The organism is Janthinobacterium sp. SUN118 (assembly GCF_030397695.1).
In the GTDB taxonomy this organism is placed as follows: Bacteria; Pseudomonadota; Gammaproteobacteria; order Burkholderiales; family Burkholderiaceae_D; genus Janthinobacterium.
Map to the genome: position 1 here is coordinate 3,330,395 of NZ_JAPUBV010000001.1, position 14,381 is coordinate 3,344,775.

At 62.7% G+C, this 14,381-nt stretch carries 11 protein-coding genes; 5 read left to right on the forward strand and 6 right to left on the reverse strand.

Features of this window, described 5'->3' with window-relative positions; translation table 11 throughout:
• Nucleotides 1-119 precede the first annotated feature (119 nt).
• Complete coding sequence (locus O0880_RS15010; RefSeq protein WP_289887174.1) at nucleotides 120-2,195, reverse strand: TonB-dependent receptor; 2,076 nt, start codon at nucleotides 2,193-2,195, stop codon at nucleotides 120-122.
• Between the two features lie 393 nt (nucleotides 2,196-2,588).
• On the opposite strand from O0880_RS15010, the gene asd reads away from it, so the two are divergent.
• Nucleotides 2,589-3,437: an archaetidylserine decarboxylase gene (gene asd, locus O0880_RS15015; protein ID WP_289887175.1), complete on the forward strand. Its 849-nt coding sequence runs from the start codon at nucleotides 2,589-2,591 to the stop codon at nucleotides 3,435-3,437.
• An 18-nt stretch (nucleotides 3,438-3,455) separates the two neighbouring features.
• Here asd and O0880_RS15020 read toward each other — a convergent pair whose 3' ends face one another.
• A complete protein-coding gene (locus tag O0880_RS15020) occupies nucleotides 3,456-4,361 on the reverse strand; it encodes a LysR family transcriptional regulator (protein WP_071324062.1) in 906 nt (301 codons plus the stop codon).
• 123 nt (nucleotides 4,362-4,484) lie between these two features.
• Between O0880_RS15020 and O0880_RS15025 the strand changes: the two genes are divergently transcribed.
• Nucleotides 4,485-5,084 (forward strand): NAD(P)H-dependent oxidoreductase, encoded by a 600-nt coding sequence (locus O0880_RS15025; protein ID WP_071324063.1) that lies wholly within the window; start codon nucleotides 4,485-4,487, stop codon nucleotides 5,082-5,084.
• A 68-nt stretch (nucleotides 5,085-5,152) separates the two neighbouring features.
• On the forward strand, nucleotides 5,153-6,034 hold the full coding sequence (locus tag O0880_RS15030; RefSeq protein ID WP_289887176.1) for a pirin family protein: 882 nt from the start codon (nucleotides 5,153-5,155) through the stop codon (nucleotides 6,032-6,034).
• 25 nt (nucleotides 6,035-6,059) lie between these two features.
• Here O0880_RS15030 and O0880_RS15035 read toward each other — a convergent pair whose 3' ends face one another.
• Nucleotides 6,060-7,748: a methyl-accepting chemotaxis protein gene (locus O0880_RS15035; RefSeq protein WP_289887177.1), complete on the reverse strand. Its 1,689-nt coding sequence runs from the start codon at nucleotides 7,746-7,748 to the stop codon at nucleotides 6,060-6,062.
• Nucleotides 7,749-7,968: 220 nt separating this feature from the next.
• Here O0880_RS15035 and O0880_RS15040 point away from each other — a divergent pair, with 220 nt between their 5' ends.
• Nucleotides 7,969-8,916 (forward strand): cation diffusion facilitator family transporter, encoded by a 948-nt coding sequence (locus tag O0880_RS15040; RefSeq protein ID WP_071324066.1) that lies wholly within the window; start codon nucleotides 7,969-7,971, stop codon nucleotides 8,914-8,916.
• Between the two features lie 41 nt (nucleotides 8,917-8,957).
• On the opposite strand, the gene O0880_RS15045 is transcribed toward O0880_RS15040, so the two are convergent.
• The 3 genes from O0880_RS15045 to O0880_RS15055 form a co-directional block, all read right to left on the reverse strand.
• A complete protein-coding gene (locus tag O0880_RS15045; protein ID WP_071324067.1) occupies nucleotides 8,958-11,207 on the reverse strand; it encodes a bifunctional (p)ppGpp synthetase/guanosine-3',5'-bis(diphosphate) 3'-pyrophosphohydrolase in 2,250 nt (749 codons plus the stop codon).
• A 30-nt stretch (nucleotides 11,208-11,237) separates the two neighbouring features.
• Entirely contained in the window at nucleotides 11,238-11,588 is a 351-nt protein-coding gene (locus O0880_RS15050; RefSeq protein WP_071324068.1) for a RidA family protein, read from the reverse strand.
• Between the two features lie 66 nt (nucleotides 11,589-11,654).
• Nucleotides 11,655-12,536 (reverse strand): alpha/beta hydrolase, encoded by an 882-nt coding sequence (locus O0880_RS15055; RefSeq protein ID WP_071324069.1) that lies wholly within the window; start codon nucleotides 12,534-12,536, stop codon nucleotides 11,655-11,657.
• Nucleotides 12,537-12,876: 340 nt separating this feature from the next.
• Here O0880_RS15055 and O0880_RS15060 point away from each other — a divergent pair, with 340 nt between their 5' ends.
• Entirely contained in the window at nucleotides 12,877-14,214 is a 1,338-nt protein-coding gene (locus O0880_RS15060; protein WP_232250906.1) for a dicarboxylate/amino acid:cation symporter, read from the forward strand.
• Nucleotides 14,215-14,381: the final 167 nt, after the last annotated feature.

Consider the following 14,381-nt stretch of genomic DNA (forward strand, 5'->3'; position numbering starts at 1 on the left):
AATCTTGGCAAATGAAAAGGTGGCGCGTACGGACGGGCCGCGCGCGCGATTGCCGAGATTATAGGCCAGCGGGGATGCCGGCCGGGGTTTCACGACGGATTTTCAGCCTGGCATCAGCATCAAAACTTCATTTCCATGGTCGCGCGCGCTTGCGGCGAGCTCGGTGAAATGCTGTTGCGCTGTATCGTGCCGCTGGCGTCCGTGTAGCTGGTGCGGCTTTCGAAGTCTTGCGCCAGCAGGTTCGATACGGCCAGGCGCAGCTGCTGCTTCGCGTTGAATTTCCACAGCGCATAAATATCGAGGTCGCGCCGCGGTGTCGTATAGGCGCTCTGGCGCTCGGTGATGCGCACCGGGCCGCCATTGCGGAAGTTGAAGCTGCCGCCCGTCGTCAGCACGCCGTCCGGCGTCTTGTAGTCGAGACCGACGTTGCCGCTGACGGGCGTTTGCTGGTCGAGCCGGTTGTCCGGCCCCGGCACCTGCTCCACCTGCGACCAGTTGCGGCTGACGCTGGCGCGCACATCCAGCGCCGGCACGGGTCCGGCCAGCACGGCGCGCAGCGGGAACTTCGCTTCCAGTTCCAGTGTCTGCGTAGTCGCGCGGCCGTCGTTGACGGGCGTGGAAACCCAGCGCTCATTGAGATACAGCAAACCCTGACGCGTGTAGCCATCGATGCGGCGGGCCGAGGCGCGCGCACTGAGCAAGGCCCCTTCGGCCCAGTAATGTTCGTAGGAAGCGTCGATGCCCAGCGCCAGCTCCGGCTTCAGGTTCGGATTGCCTTCGCGGTCAGGCTCGGTCTGGCTATTATTCGTCGACATCATACGGCGCGGAATCAGGCTGGAGGTGGCCGGCGCCTTGTAGGTGCGCGTCAAGGCCAGGCGCACCTGGTCGCCCTTGGTGTCAGGCAATTTCCACAAGGTTTGCAGCAGCGGGCTCCAGACGCTGCTGCGCTGCTGCACCTCGTCATACGTGTTGCCGATACTGCGCGTATCGATGCCTTCCCAGCGCACGCCCGCATACATGGACCAGCGCGGCGTGATATCCCACTCGTCCTGGGCATACAGCGCCAGGCGCTTGATGTCGGCATTAAAGTCTTCATCGACGTTGAATGGCGGGCGCCCGCCCGGCAAGGCCAGCTCGCGCTGCCAGCGCTCCTCGTCGCGCTTGCTGTAGCCGCCATCCCAACCCATCGACAAGGCATGGCCCGGGATGAGCGGCGAAGAATACTTGCCGGTGGAAGAGATGCTCTTTTCCGACGCATCCACGCGCGCGGTACGGTCCAGCGCCAGTCCCACGCCATCGATATGGCCGAGCGGGTGGTTATCGGACGAATTATTGCTGAGGCCTACGCGCAGTCCCAGTTCCAGCCTGGCGCCGCCATCGAGCTTGCGCACCCAGGTCAGGTCCGTTCGGCCAAATACATAGTGGTTGCCGCCGTCGCTGTCGTTCGTATCGTAGTCAGGTCGCAAGCCCATGATCGTGTCGGTACGGCTGTGAGTACGGCTTTCGTTGCGTCCGAGATTCAGGAAAAATTGCGCCGTCAGATTATCGCCGCCGGGAAAAGCCCAGTTCAGGCGCGGCGACATGTTGATGCCTTCCGAACGGCCATCGCCCGTGCCTTTGCTGTTGCGCAGCAGATTTTGCTGGCCGTCCGGCAAATAGCCAAGGTCCCGTGCCGGGTTTGCATAGTGATAGTCATAGCGATAAAAGGAGGCCGCCAGCGAATAGGAAAAAATGCCGTCCTTGTCCGACAATTGCAGGTTGCCATTGCTGGAAAACGCATCGCGCCCGCCCCCCGCGCCCAGCTTGACGTCGCGCTGCGCCGTCTTCACGGCTTTCTTGAGCACCACATTGATGGTGCCGGCGATCGACTGCGTGCTGTACTCGGCGCTGGCCGCATGCAGGATCTCGATGCGCTCGATGACGTCGGGCGACAGGGTGTCGAGCGAGAAACCGGCCGGCGCCCGTTCGCCGTTGAGCAAAATCTGCGTGTAGCCGCTGCCCAGGCCGCGCATGCGGATTTCGCCGCCCGAGCGCCCGGCCGCGCCGGACACGGTGATGCCGGGCAGGCGCTTGAGCACGTCGGTGACGCTGGTGTCGCCATACTTGAGGATTTCTTCGCTGCTGACCACCATCTTGCTGGCCGTATCGTCGCGGCGCGGATCATAGCCGCCGCCCTTGACTTCGACGGTTTGCATGGCGGGAGCGGCGGACTTTTCGGCCTTCTCGGCCTTCAGCGGCGCGGCGGCGGCATCAGCGGCTGGCGCGTCGGATTGCTGGGCCTGGACATTCCAGGCAAGTAAAACGGCGGAACAAAGAATGGTAAGGCGGAGGCAACGGCGTGGCATCATGACCTGGCTAAAAAAAGTTGGCTGAATAAAAATGGCTAAAAGCTAAAAAACAGGCCGCTGTATTGTGCTGCAATTTTTTCCGAGTGGCACAGTTTCCTGAAAATATTCCCTATGGCAAATTAAATTCGGCAGCAGACTGCGATATGTCCCCTTGCATACGGTACATATCATTGCGTACCACATCGCCGCTATAATGCGTTTTCGCCATTATTCCCACCACCCCGTCAAAGGCTTCCCATCGTGTCTGACCGTCTTGCCGTTTTGCCTCAATATCTGCTGCCCAAGGGAGCGTTGACCAACTTCGCCGGCCGCATCGCCGGCGCCAAGGGTGGCGCCATGACGACGCGCCTGATCCGCTGGTTCGTCGGCCGCTACAACGTCAACATGGATGAGGCGCTGGACCCGGACATCACGCACTACGCGAGCTTCAACGACTTCTTCACGCGCGCGCTGCGCCCCGACGCCCGTCCGCTGGCGCAAGCCGACTATGTCTGCCCCGTCGACGGACGCATCAGCCAGTTCGGCACGATCGACAAGGACCAGATCTTCCAGGCCAAGGGCCACAGCTTCAGCACCACGGCCCTGGTGGGCGGCGATGCGGCCCTGGCAGCGCAGTTCGAACACGGCAGCTTTGCCAATCTGTACCTGAGCCCGCGCGACTACCACCGCATCCACATGCCGTGCGACGGCCGCTTGACGCGCATGATTTATGTGCCCGGTGAATTGTTCTCCGTCAACCCGACAACGGCGCGCGGCATCCCCGGCCTGTTCGCCCGCAACGAGCGTGTCGTCTGCGTGTTCGATACGGCCAACGGTCCGTTCGTCATGACCCTGGTGGGCGCCACCATCGTCGGCAGCATGGCCACCGTCTGGCACGGCGTCGTCAACCCGCCCCGCACGGGCCAGGTGCGCGACTGGAGCTATGCCAACGACAATGTCGTGCTGAAGCAAGGCGACGAGCTGGGCCGCTTCCTGCTCGGGTCCACCGTCGTCATGCTGTTCCCCAAGGACAGCGTGCAATTCAATGCCAACTGGCAACCGGCCGGCCCCGTGCAGCTGGGCGAAGTCATGGGCAAGCTGCCCAAGTAAATTGCTCTCGGCGCGCGCCTACACGGGCGCGTCCGTGCGATACATTTCCTCCATCAAGTCCAGGAACGCGCGCGTCTTGGCCGGCATCAGCCGCCGGCCGGGAAACACGGCCCAGCCCGTGACCAGCGGAAAACTCCATTCGGGCAAGACCCGCACCAATTCCCCCGTCGCCACGTATGCCTTGGCAAAGCGGTCCGTGCTGGCCGCGATGCCCACGCCCGTGCACGCCATGCGCACCAGCAACTCCGGAGAATTCGCCAGCAGGCGCACGGGCAAGTCGCGCTCCCATGTCGTCTTGCCGCGAATCAAGGTCCAGTGCACGAGGCCATGCACGGCCCGTGGCAGGCTGAGCAAGTCATGGCCATACAGGTCGTCGGGATGCTCGGGCAAGCCGTGCACGCTCGTGTATTGCGGCGACGCATACAGCGCCAGGGTGCTGAAGGCAACGCGGCGCGCGGCCAGGCTGGCGTCGTCGGGCAAGTTGCCCATGCGGATGGCCAGGTCGAAATTTTCTTCCAATAAATCCACGCGGCGCGCCGACAGGTCCAGCTCCAGCGAAATGGCCGGATAGCGGCGCACGAATTCGGCCAGCACCTGGCGCATCAGCGCGTCGCCGAAATCGGCGGGCATGGAAATGCGCAGCAAGCCGCTGGGCCCCGCCTGGCGGTGCTGCGCCAGGGCACCTGCCGCCTCCGTTTCCTCCACCACCTTGCGCGCATGCTCGAGCAGGCTGGCGCCAAACTCCGTCAGCGCCAGCTTGCGCGTGGTGCGCAGCAGCAGCCGTTCGCCCAGTTTCGCCTCCAGCTGCGACAGGCGCCGCGACAAGGTCGACTTGGGCAAGTCCACGCGCACGGCGGCGCGGCTGAAACTGCCGCATTCGACGACGCGGGCAAACAGCAGCAAGTCTCCGGGATCGATATCCATGTTTGACCTCTTAACTTTATTGTTCCACCAGTGGATTAATGTTATCCATTTTAACGGCTTCCGCATCAATTTTGGAATTGCTATAGTTCATCCATCGCAAGACACCTCACACGGAGAAACAAGATGAACATCCTGCAAATCAATTCCAGCGCCCGCAGCACCGGTTCCGCCTCGACCCGCCTGGCCGACGCCCTCGTCGCCCGCGTACAGGCGGGCAACCCGGACGCCGCCCTGGTCCGCCGCGACCTGGCCGCCGTACCGCACCCCGTGCTCGACGAGCCGACCCTGCAAGCGCTGTTCACCCCGGCCGACAAGCGCACGCCGGAACAGGCGGCCCGCATCGCCCTCGACGACGCGCTGATTGCGCAAGTGCAAGCGGCTGACGTGATCGTCATCGGCGCGCCGATGTACAACTTCGGCATCACCGTGCAACTGAAAAGCTGGTTCGACGCGATTGCCCGCGCCAACGTCACCTTCAAGTACACGGAAAACGGCCCCGTGGGCCTGCTGACCGGCAAGAAAGTCTATGTGGGCCTGTCCCGCGGCGGCTTGCACCGCGATAGCGCCCACGACAGCCAGGTGCCATATCTGAACACCATGTTCGGCTTCCTCGGCATGACCGACGTGCAATATGTGTATTCGGAAGGCATGGGCATGGGCCCGGAAGCCGTGGCCAAGGCGCAAGCGCAGGCCGATGCCGAGATCAACGCGATCCTGGTATAAGTACAACGATTGATGGGCATCAACCCGGGACGGCGCACGAGCGCCGTTCTTCCCAACTGGAGAGCAGCATGAGCGACATCAATACCCTCAGCAAACCGCGCGCCGTCGAGCGCGTGATCGCCGGCCAGGCCGTCATGGATGGCGCCGGCGTGAAGATCAACCGCGTGCTGACGCAGCAGCTGCAGCGCCGACTCGACCCGTTCCTGATGCTCGACAATTTCGCCAGCGACAAGCCGAACGACTATATCGCCGGCTTCCCCGAGCATCCGCACCGGGGCTTCGAGACAGTCTCGTACATGATCACGGGACGCATGCGCCACCGCGACAGCGCGGGCAACGAAGGCTTGCTGACCTCGGGCGGCGTGCAATGGATGACGGCCGGCAGCGGCGTGGTCCACTCGGAAATGCCGGAGCAGGAAGCAGGCGTGATGGAAGGTTTCCAGCTATGGCTGAACCTGCCCGCGCGCGACAAGATGCGCACGCCGTGGTACCGCGATTTCGAGAGCAGCGAAATTCCCCGCTACACGACGGATACGGGCGTGGTCGTGCAAGTGATCGCCGGCGAGAGCCATGGCGTGACGGGCGCCGTGCAGCGCGAGCTGACGCAGCCGCTGTACCTCGATATCGACTTGCCGGCCGGCACCAGCTTCGAGCAGCCCTTGCCGCCAGGTCATAACGCCTTCCTGTACACCTTCCGTGGCGAAGTGCAGGTGGATGGCAAGGCCGTGCCGGCCCTGCGCATGGCGATCCTGGCCAATACGCCGGGCAGCGACGGCGTGCGCATCGAGGCGCCCGAAGGCGGCCGCGTGATCCTGATCGCCGGCCAGCCGCTGAACGAGCCGATCGCGCAATATGGTCCGTTCGTCATGAATACCCAGGCAGAGGTATTCCAGGCCGTGCAGGACTTCCGCGAAGGCAAGTTCGGTGTAACGGCCGCGCCAGCCGCCTGACGCCGGCAAGGCGCGGCACGGCCGCTCACAGCGCCTGGAACACGTGGCCGGCGCGCGTCGTGACGCTCGCCCTTGCCGCGCGTTTCAGCTGCTTCACGTTGCCAGCCACGCGCCGCGCGCCGCGGGCCAGGCTGGCCACCGGCGCCGCCGCCGTGCTGGCGGCCCCCGTCGCGGCCAGCTTGAAGATGCTGACCACCTGCACCAGGTTGGCGGCCTGGTCCTGCAAGGATTCGGCCGCCGCCGCGGCTTCCTCCACCAGGGCCGCATTTTGCTGCGTCACGGTATCCATCTGCGTGATGGCTTGATTGATCTGCTCGATACCCGACGTCTGCTCCTGGCTGGCGGCCGTGATTTCACTCATGACGTCCGTCACGCGCTTGACGCTCTCGACAATTTCTTCCATCGTCGCGCCCGCCTGCTCGACCAGCTTGCTGCCGGCATCGACGGCGTCGACGGAATGCGTGATCAACTCCTTGATTTCCCGGGCCGCGGCGGCCGACCTCTGCGCCAGGTTGCGCACCTCGCTGGCCACCACGGCAAAGCCGCGTCCCTGCTCGCCGGCCCGCGCCGCTTCCACGGCCGCGTTCAAGGCGAGGATATTCGTCTGGAACGCGATACCATCGATGACGCCGATGATGTCGACGATCTTCCTGGCCGATTCATTGATCGAGCCCATGGTGCCGACCACTTGCGCCACCACGTCCCCTCCCCTCAGCGCGACATTCGATGCCGACTGCGCCAGCTGGTTCGCCTGGCGCGCATTGTCCGCATTCTGCTTGACGGTCGAGGTCAGTTCCTCCATCGACGAAGCCGTTTCTTCCAGGGAACTGGCTTGCTCTTCAGTACGCGAGGACAGGTCCAGGTTGCCTGTAGCGATCTGGCCCGAGGCAGTGGCGATCGTATCGATGGATTCGCGGATGTCGCCAACCGCCTGCGCCAGGTTTTGCTGCATGATCTGCATCGCATACAGCAGGCTGTGGTCGTCGCCGCTGTGGGTGGTCACCGGCACGGCCAGGTCGCCGGCGGCGATGCTGCGCACGATATGCGCCGCGTATTCCGGCTCGCCGCCCAGCTGGCGATAGATATTGCGGATGAGGAAAAAGCCGATCACGGCGGCCAGCAGCGCACCGAGGACTATGATCGCAATGATGATCGTACGTAAAGTGACATAGCGGGCGCTCGACTCCTCGTATTCCTTTTTCGCCTCGTCGACTTGCAGCTTGTGCAAGGCATTGATGCCTTCGCGCATCGCCGGGATCAGCGTTTGCAGGTGCGCCTCGGCCTGCCTGGCGCCGTCGATCTTGCCTTCGCGCAGGGCCGCGACGGCCGGCATCAGGCCTTCCCTGACCATCTTCTCGCGGTCGACGGCAAATTTATCGGCCAGCAGTTTCTCGTGCGGCGTCAGGTACGTTGCCATGTAGGCATTCCAGATCTTGTTGACCTCGGTGATCGTCGCCTCTATCGTTTCCGCCTTGGCGTGGATCTTCGCGGCGACGGGGTCAAGCAAGGCTTCGGCCAGCTGCAGCCGGCTGCGCACCAGCAGGCTGTCGATGCGGGCGACTTGCTCCAGCGCCACGGTACGGTCTTCATAGGCCGTCTTCAAGCCTTCATTGGTCTTGTTCATGCCATACAGGCCAAACAAGCCGATCACGATGGACAGCAGGGACAGAAAACCGATCACGACACTCAAATGCGCCTTCAATGTCATCTTCATTGCTGGATCTCCAGGTAGGTCAAGCGACTTTCATGCGTTCTCACCTTGTCATGCCGCCATGCGCCAAGTTGGCTGGCATCAGCAATAAATTATGCAGGGAACTGTGCAAGCAAATCTCCCGCTTTGTCACCGGCCAGTTTCCCCCTCCTTGCCGCGTGCCTGCGCCCGGCATCGCCGCATTTCCTTTACACTAGCGCAACATCCACCCACCACCGACTCCATGCACGAGACTACCGAACACGATGCCACCCACCTACACGCCCATTTAAAAGGCGACGCCAAGCACACCCATTCGTTCGAGGGACGCAGCCAGAGCATCCTGGCCTGGGCGCTGGGCCTGACCCTGTCGTTTGCCGGCATCGAGGTGGCGGCCGGCTTCCTGTCCAATTCGCTGGCCCTGATTTCCGATGCAGGCCACATGGTCACGGACGCGGCCGCGCTGGGCCTGGCCCTGCTGGCGCAACTGATCGCGCGCCGTCCGCCATCGCCGCGCCACTCGTTCGGCTTCGGCCGCGCCGAGGCGCTGGCCGCCTTCGTCAACGGCCTGGCCATGCTGTGCGTGGTGGGCTGGATCTGCTACGAAGCCGTGCTGCGCTTTTCCGCCCCGCAAACCGTACAGGGCGGCATGGTCTTCGTCGTGGCCTTCATCGGCTTGCTGATCAACCTGGTGGTGGCGTGGGTCTTGTCGAAGGACAAGCAAAGCGTGAATACGCGCGCCGCCCTCGTGCACGTGATGGGCGATTTGCTGGGATCGGTCGCCGCCATCGTCGCCGGCGCCGTGATCTATTTCACGGGCTGGATGCAGATCGATCCGCTGCTGTCGATGCTCGTATCCCTGCTGATCCTGAAATCCACGTTCGGGGTATTGAAAGAGTCCTACCACTTCCTGATGGAAGGCGTGCCCATGCAGATCGACTACATCGCCGTGGGCACCGACGTGGAACAGGTCGATGGCGTGATCGCCGTGCACGACCTGCACGTCTGGGACATGTCGCCGGGCCAGCCGGCCCTGATCGGCCATGTGGAAATCGAACACCTCGACCACTGGCCGAAGGTCTTGCGCGCGATCAAGAAGATGCTATTGAGTAAGCACGGCATCGACCACATTACCCTGCAGCCGGAGACGGCCACGATGGCGGGCTTGCATGCAAGCGACAAGACGCACTGACAGGGAGACGTGGGAATCCGGGCCGGATTCCCACGGATAGATTAACTTCTTCTTGCCTCAAGCACGCCACTGACGTCCTTGATCACATTCAGCGCCTTCAACAACTGCGCCGTCGAACTGATCTCGGCCGTAAACGTCATGCGGGCCTGGCCCTTGGCGCTTTGGGTGTTGACGCCGATCACGTTGATCTTTTCGCGCGAGAAAATTTCGGAGATGTCGCGCAGCAAGCCCTGACGGTCGCCCGCGAGGATGAAGATGTCGACCGGATAGACGGTGTCGTGGCCCGTGCTGCCCCACTCCGTGAAGATCACGCGTTCTGGCGCCTTGGCGCGCATTTCCTCGAAATTCTTGCACGTGGCGCGGTGGATGGAGACCCCCTTGCCGCGCGTCACGAAGCCGACGATGCTGTCCGGCGGCGCCGGCTTGCAGCACTTGGCCAGCACCGTCATCAAGCCTTCCGTACCCACCACCAGCACACCGGACTTGGCGCCCTGCTCCACGCTGGAAGCGCGGCTCTTGCCCACCAGCACGGCGTCTTCCGGCACCACCACTTCGCCATTGTCGTGCAGCGCCTGCTCCACGTGGCGCAGGCTGAATTCATCCTTGCCGACCGACAGGAACAGCTCGTCGACTTTCGCAAAGCCTAGCTTTTGCGCCAGCGCCTCGAGGTTGACGGCCGTCTTGCCTTCGCGCTGCAGCGATTTTTCCACCAGCGCGCGGCCGTGGGCCAGGGTTTCCTGCATGTCGATGGCGTGGAACCAGGCGCGTATCTTCGAACGCGTGCGCGTGCTGACGGCGTAGCCGGCGCTGAGCCAGTCGCGCGACGGCCCGGCCGTGCCCGGCGCGCCCTTGGCCGTGATGATTTCGCAGGTCTGGCCGTTCTTCAGCTGCGTATTCAGGGGTACCATGATGCCGTCGACCTTGGCGCCGCGGCAGCGGTGGCCCACGTCCGTATGCAGGTGATAGGCAAAGTCGACGGGCGTGGCGCCCACGGGCAGTTCCAGCACCCTCGCCTGCGGCGTCATGACGAAGATGCGGTCGTCCAGCGTGGCGGATTTGAGCTTTTCCACCCATTCGCGCTGGATTTCTTCCTGGCCCACGACGGCGTCGGCCACTTCCGTCTTCCAGGCCAGCAACTGGCGCAGCCAGGCGATCTTTTCGTCGTACTTCTGGCCGGCGAAGTTCGAGCCGCCCTCTTCCTTGTAGCGCCAGTGCGCGGCCACGCCGTATTCGGCAAAGCTGTGCATTTCATTGGTGCGGATTTGCACTTCCAGCGGGCGGCCATCCTCGGCCGTCACCACCGTGTGCAGCGACTGGTAACCGTTGGGTTTCGGCCGCGAGATGTAATCGTCGAATTCTTTCGGGATCGGCGTCCAGATATTGTGCACCACGCCCAGCACCGTGTAGCAGGTCTTGACGTCGGCGACGATGACGCGGAAGGCGCGCACGTCGTACAGGGCCGTGAAGTCCAGCTCCTTGCCGCGCATCTTGTTCCAGATGCTGTAAATGTGTTTCGGGCGGCCAAAGACTTCGGCCTGGATGCCGGCCGAAGCCAGCTCCGTCTGCAGGCGCAAAATCGCCGAGGAAACGAAGCCCTCGCGCATCATGCGCTTTTCTTCCAGCATCTTGGCGATGCGTTTATATGCTTCCGGCTCGATGAAGCGGAACGACAGGTCTTCCAGTTCCCACTTCAGCTGCCAGATGCCGAGGCGGTTCGCCAGCGGCGCGTACAGGTCCAGCGTTTCCTTGCCGTACTCGCGCGTCATTTCATTGAACAGCTTCAAGTCGGCAAAATAGCGCAAGGTGGTGACGCAGGCGGCCAGGCGCACCAGCACGACGCGCATGTCGGACGCCATCGCCAGCAGCATCTTGCGCAGGGTTTCCACCTGGGCCACGGCTTGCTGCGCCGCATTCTTGCCACGCCCGCCAGTGCTGCCGTGCTGCGCCTGGGTCAGCGCGCGCAAACGTATCAGCTGGCGCACGCCGGTGGCCAGGTCGCACACCTGCTTGCCGAAGCGCGGCTCGATATCGGCCGCGGTGTCCGGCTCGAGCAGGGTCAGCTCGAACATCAGGCCGGCGATGCGCGTTTCCGCATCGCTGCGCAGGAAGGCCAGCGTGGTGGCGACGCCAATGGCGAAGTCCAGCGCGGAGCGGCCGGCGAAGGTCTGCTTGTCGCCGTACGCTTCGGTGGCATACGCAAGCGCGTCCAGCACGCGCGCGCTATCCGGCGCACTCAAGCCCTCTACCAATTGTTCCGATGTGGCGCTATGCGGGGCCGAGATGGAAACCATGTAATACCTTCAACTTAGTAAATCAACAGCTTAACGTTCTGCAGCGATGATGACGATTTCAACCAGGCAAGCTGGATTGGCCAGTTTGGCCTCTACCGTGGCGCGCGGCGGCGTGTGGCCGGAAGCCACCCAGTCGTCCCACACTTCATTCATGCCGGGAAAATCCTTCATGTCGGCGATATAGATCTGGCACGACAGGATGCAAGTCTTGTCGCTGCCCGCTTCCATCAGCAGGCGGTCGACGTGGCCCAGCACTTCGCGCGTCTGGCCGACGATGTCCTGCGTCGTGTCTTCGGCGATCTGGCCCGCCAGGTAGATGGTGCTGTTATGAATCGCCACTTCGGAGAGGCGTTTGCCTACGTGCAATCGTGTAATTTCCATCTTATTTCTCGTTTCGGTTGTTTCAAAATCGGTCGTGCGTTACTGCGGTATGACGGTGTGACGCTATTACTTGCCCAGCAAAAACTTGCGCGCGATGGCGATCTGGTCGTCGTGCACGAACGTGGGGGCATGGCCGACGCCGGCGATTTCCACCAGTTCCGCCTTCGGGCCGCGGCCCAGCATGAGCGTGGCCGTGTCATGCGACAGCAAATCGGATTCCGAGCCGCGCACCAGCAGGGTCGGACAGCGCACGGCATCGTACGCGGCCCACAGCATGGCTTCGTCGCTGGCCGCCGATTCCGGCGTGGCCGAGCGGAACGGCATCGCCAGTCCCATATCGTAATGGCGGCGCCAATGGCCATCCTTATCCTGGCGCAACACATCGACCGCCAGTTTATGCCATTCGGCGTCCGTGTGCGGGCCGAAGCTGGCCGACACGTCGCGCACAAACTTGGCGCCCTGCTCGAAGGTCTCGAAACGCAGGTCCTGGCCGATATAGTCGCCGATGCGCTGCAGCGCTTCCGGCGCCAGGGTCGGGCCGATATCGTTCAAGACCAGCTTGCTGATCGGGCTGTGCGGCAGCGATGCCAGGCCCAGGCCGATCAAGCCGCCCATCGACGTGCCGAACCAGTCGACCGTCTGGCGTTCGCCATTGGCCAGCACGCGCGCCAGCAGGGTCACCATGTCGCTCACATATTGCGGCACGCGGTAAAACTGCGGGTTGGCCAGCCAGCCCGAGCGGCCACGGCCCACCACGTCGGGACAGATGACGCGGTAATCGCTGGCCATGGCGCGCGCCAGGTTGTCGAAGTCGTCTGCCACGCGCGTCACGCCATGGGCGCAGACCAGCACGTTCGGATTGTCCGCCGCGCCCCATTCCTTGTAGGACATGGTGTGCAAGCCTGCGGGGGAGATGCACTGGACAGATTTGATGCTTGCTTCGATCATGCGATTCCTTATAAGGCCAGACAAAAACCTGCTGCGCGTCGGTGCTTGCGGCCGGCGATGCTCGCCGTACTCCCGTACGGTTGCGCTTCCCGGCCAGCACTCCCTTCCGCTCGCTACGGTTTTGTCAGGCGTCGTTATTTGGTGGTAAAAAAACAAAGAAACCGGCAATTTGCCGGATGCCCCGCGCTCGACTCTTCGGCAGTGTAGCGCAGCGCGGGCAATGCTCCAAGCGCGCGCCTGAAATGCTGCGCCGCAGCACTCCATTCATGGGGCGATACCCGATATAGCGAAAGTGCATATCTGCGGTTATCCACAATTGAGCGGCCCGTCCAATCGGTGGATGATCGCAGCATCAACCCGCAAGAGGAGACCACTCGTGAAAAAACCATTCTATAAAATCCTGTACGTCCAGGTGCTGTTCGCCATCGTGGCTGGCGTGCTGCTGGGGGTGTTCTACCCATCGAACGCCGTCGACATGAAACCGCTGGGCGACGGCTTTATCAAACTGATCAAGATGATCATCGCCCCGGTGATCTTCTGTACCGTGGTCTCCGGCATCGCCGGCATGCAGGACGTCAAGAAAATCGGCCGCGTGGGCGGCAAGGCGCTGCTGTACTTCGAAGTGGTCTCCACCTTCGCGCTGGCCATCGGCTTGCTGGTTGCTAACATTCTGAAACCGGGCGCCGGCTTCAACGCCGATCCGGCCCACCTGGACGCCAAGTCGATCGCGCAATACACGCACGCCGAAGGCTTGACGACGACCGACTTCCTGATGAACATCATCCCGAAGACCTTCGTCGACGCGTTCGCCAAGGGCGACATCCTGCAAGTGCTGCTGATCGCCGTGCTGTTCGGTTTCTCGCTGTCCTTGCTGGGCGAGCGTGGCCGCCCTGTCACCAAGCTGATCGACGAGCTGTCGCACGCCATCTTCGGCATGGTCAACATCATCATGAAAGTCGCCCCGATCGGCGCGTTCGGCGCGATGGCCTTCACCATCGGCAAATACGGCCTGGCTTCGCTGATTCCGCTGGCTAAACTGATGGGCTCGTTCTACCTGACCTGCTTCCTGTTCGTCTTCGTCGTGCTGGGCCTGATCGCCAAGTACACGGGTTTCTCGATTGGCCGCTTCCTGCTGTACATCAAGGAAGAACTGCTGATCGTGCTGGGCACCAGCTCGTCGGAATCGGCGCTGCCGGCCCTGATGAAAAAACTCGAGCGCCTCGGCTGCTCGAAACCGGTGGTCGGCCTGGTCGTGCCTACCGGCTACTCGTTCAACCTGGACGGCACCAACATCTACATGACCATGGCCGCCCTGTTCGTGGCGCAGGCAACCAACACGGAACTGACCATCTGGCAAGAGCTCACCATCCTCGGCGTGGCGATGCTGACCTCGAAAGGCGCCTCCGGCATCACCGGCGCCGGCTTCATCACCCTGGCCGCCACCCTGGCCGTGGTGCCGACGATTCCCGTGGCCGGCATGGCGCTGATCCTCGGCATCGACCGCTTCATGAGCGAATGCCGCGCGCTGACTAATTTTGTGGGCAACGGCGTGGCGACCATCGTCGTGTCGAAATGGGAAAAAGAGCTGGACATGGACAAGCTGCATAGCGAGCTGGCCAATCCGACCTCGCCCGTCGATGACGCCTACATCGCCCCGGCAGTCAATATCGTCAAGTAAGCGGCCTCCCCCGCAGCGGCAATACGAAGAAGCCCCGCAGAGCGATCTGCGGGGCTTTTTGCATGGGCGCCCGCTGTTGCATCATCAACCAATAGTTAATGATGCATCAACTTGAAGCCCGATGATTAATCGACGGAAAACAATTACAGTTACAGCACTGTTCGCCA

Bases quoted from the DNA above. Each gene is read 5' to 3' on its own strand.
- O0880_RS15050 (WP_071324068.1), bottom strand. From the start codon at position 11,588: ATGGAAATTACACGATTGCACGTAGGCAAACGCCTCTCCGAAGTGGCG.
- O0880_RS15040 (WP_071324066.1), top strand. From the start codon at position 7,969: ATGCACGAGACTACCGAACACGATGCCACCCACCTACACGCCCATTTA.
- O0880_RS15055 (WP_071324069.1), bottom strand. From the start codon at position 12,536: ATGATCGAAGCAAGCATCAAATCTGTCCAGTGCATCTCCCCCGCAGGC.
- O0880_RS15035 (WP_289887177.1), bottom strand. From the start codon at position 7,748: ATGAAGATGACATTGAAGGCGCATTTGAGTGTCGTGATCGGTTTTCTG.
- O0880_RS15060 (WP_232250906.1), top strand. From the start codon at position 12,877: ATGATCGCAGCATCAACCCGCAAGAGGAGACCACTCGTGAAAAAACCA.
- O0880_RS15030 (WP_289887176.1), top strand. From the start codon at position 5,153: ATGAGCGACATCAATACCCTCAGCAAACCGCGCGCCGTCGAGCGCGTG.
- O0880_RS15010 (WP_289887174.1), bottom strand. From the start codon at position 2,195: ATGCAAACCGTCGAAGTCAAGGGCGGCGGCTATGATCCGCGCCGCGAC.
- O0880_RS15025 (WP_071324063.1), top strand. From the start codon at position 4,485: ATGAACATCCTGCAAATCAATTCCAGCGCCCGCAGCACCGGTTCCGCC.
- O0880_RS15045 (WP_071324067.1), bottom strand. From the start codon at position 11,207: ATGGTTTCCATCTCGGCCCCGCATAGCGCCACATCGGAACAATTGGTA.
- O0880_RS15020 (WP_071324062.1), bottom strand. From the start codon at position 4,361: ATGGATATCGATCCCGGAGACTTGCTGCTGTTTGCCCGCGTCGTCGAA.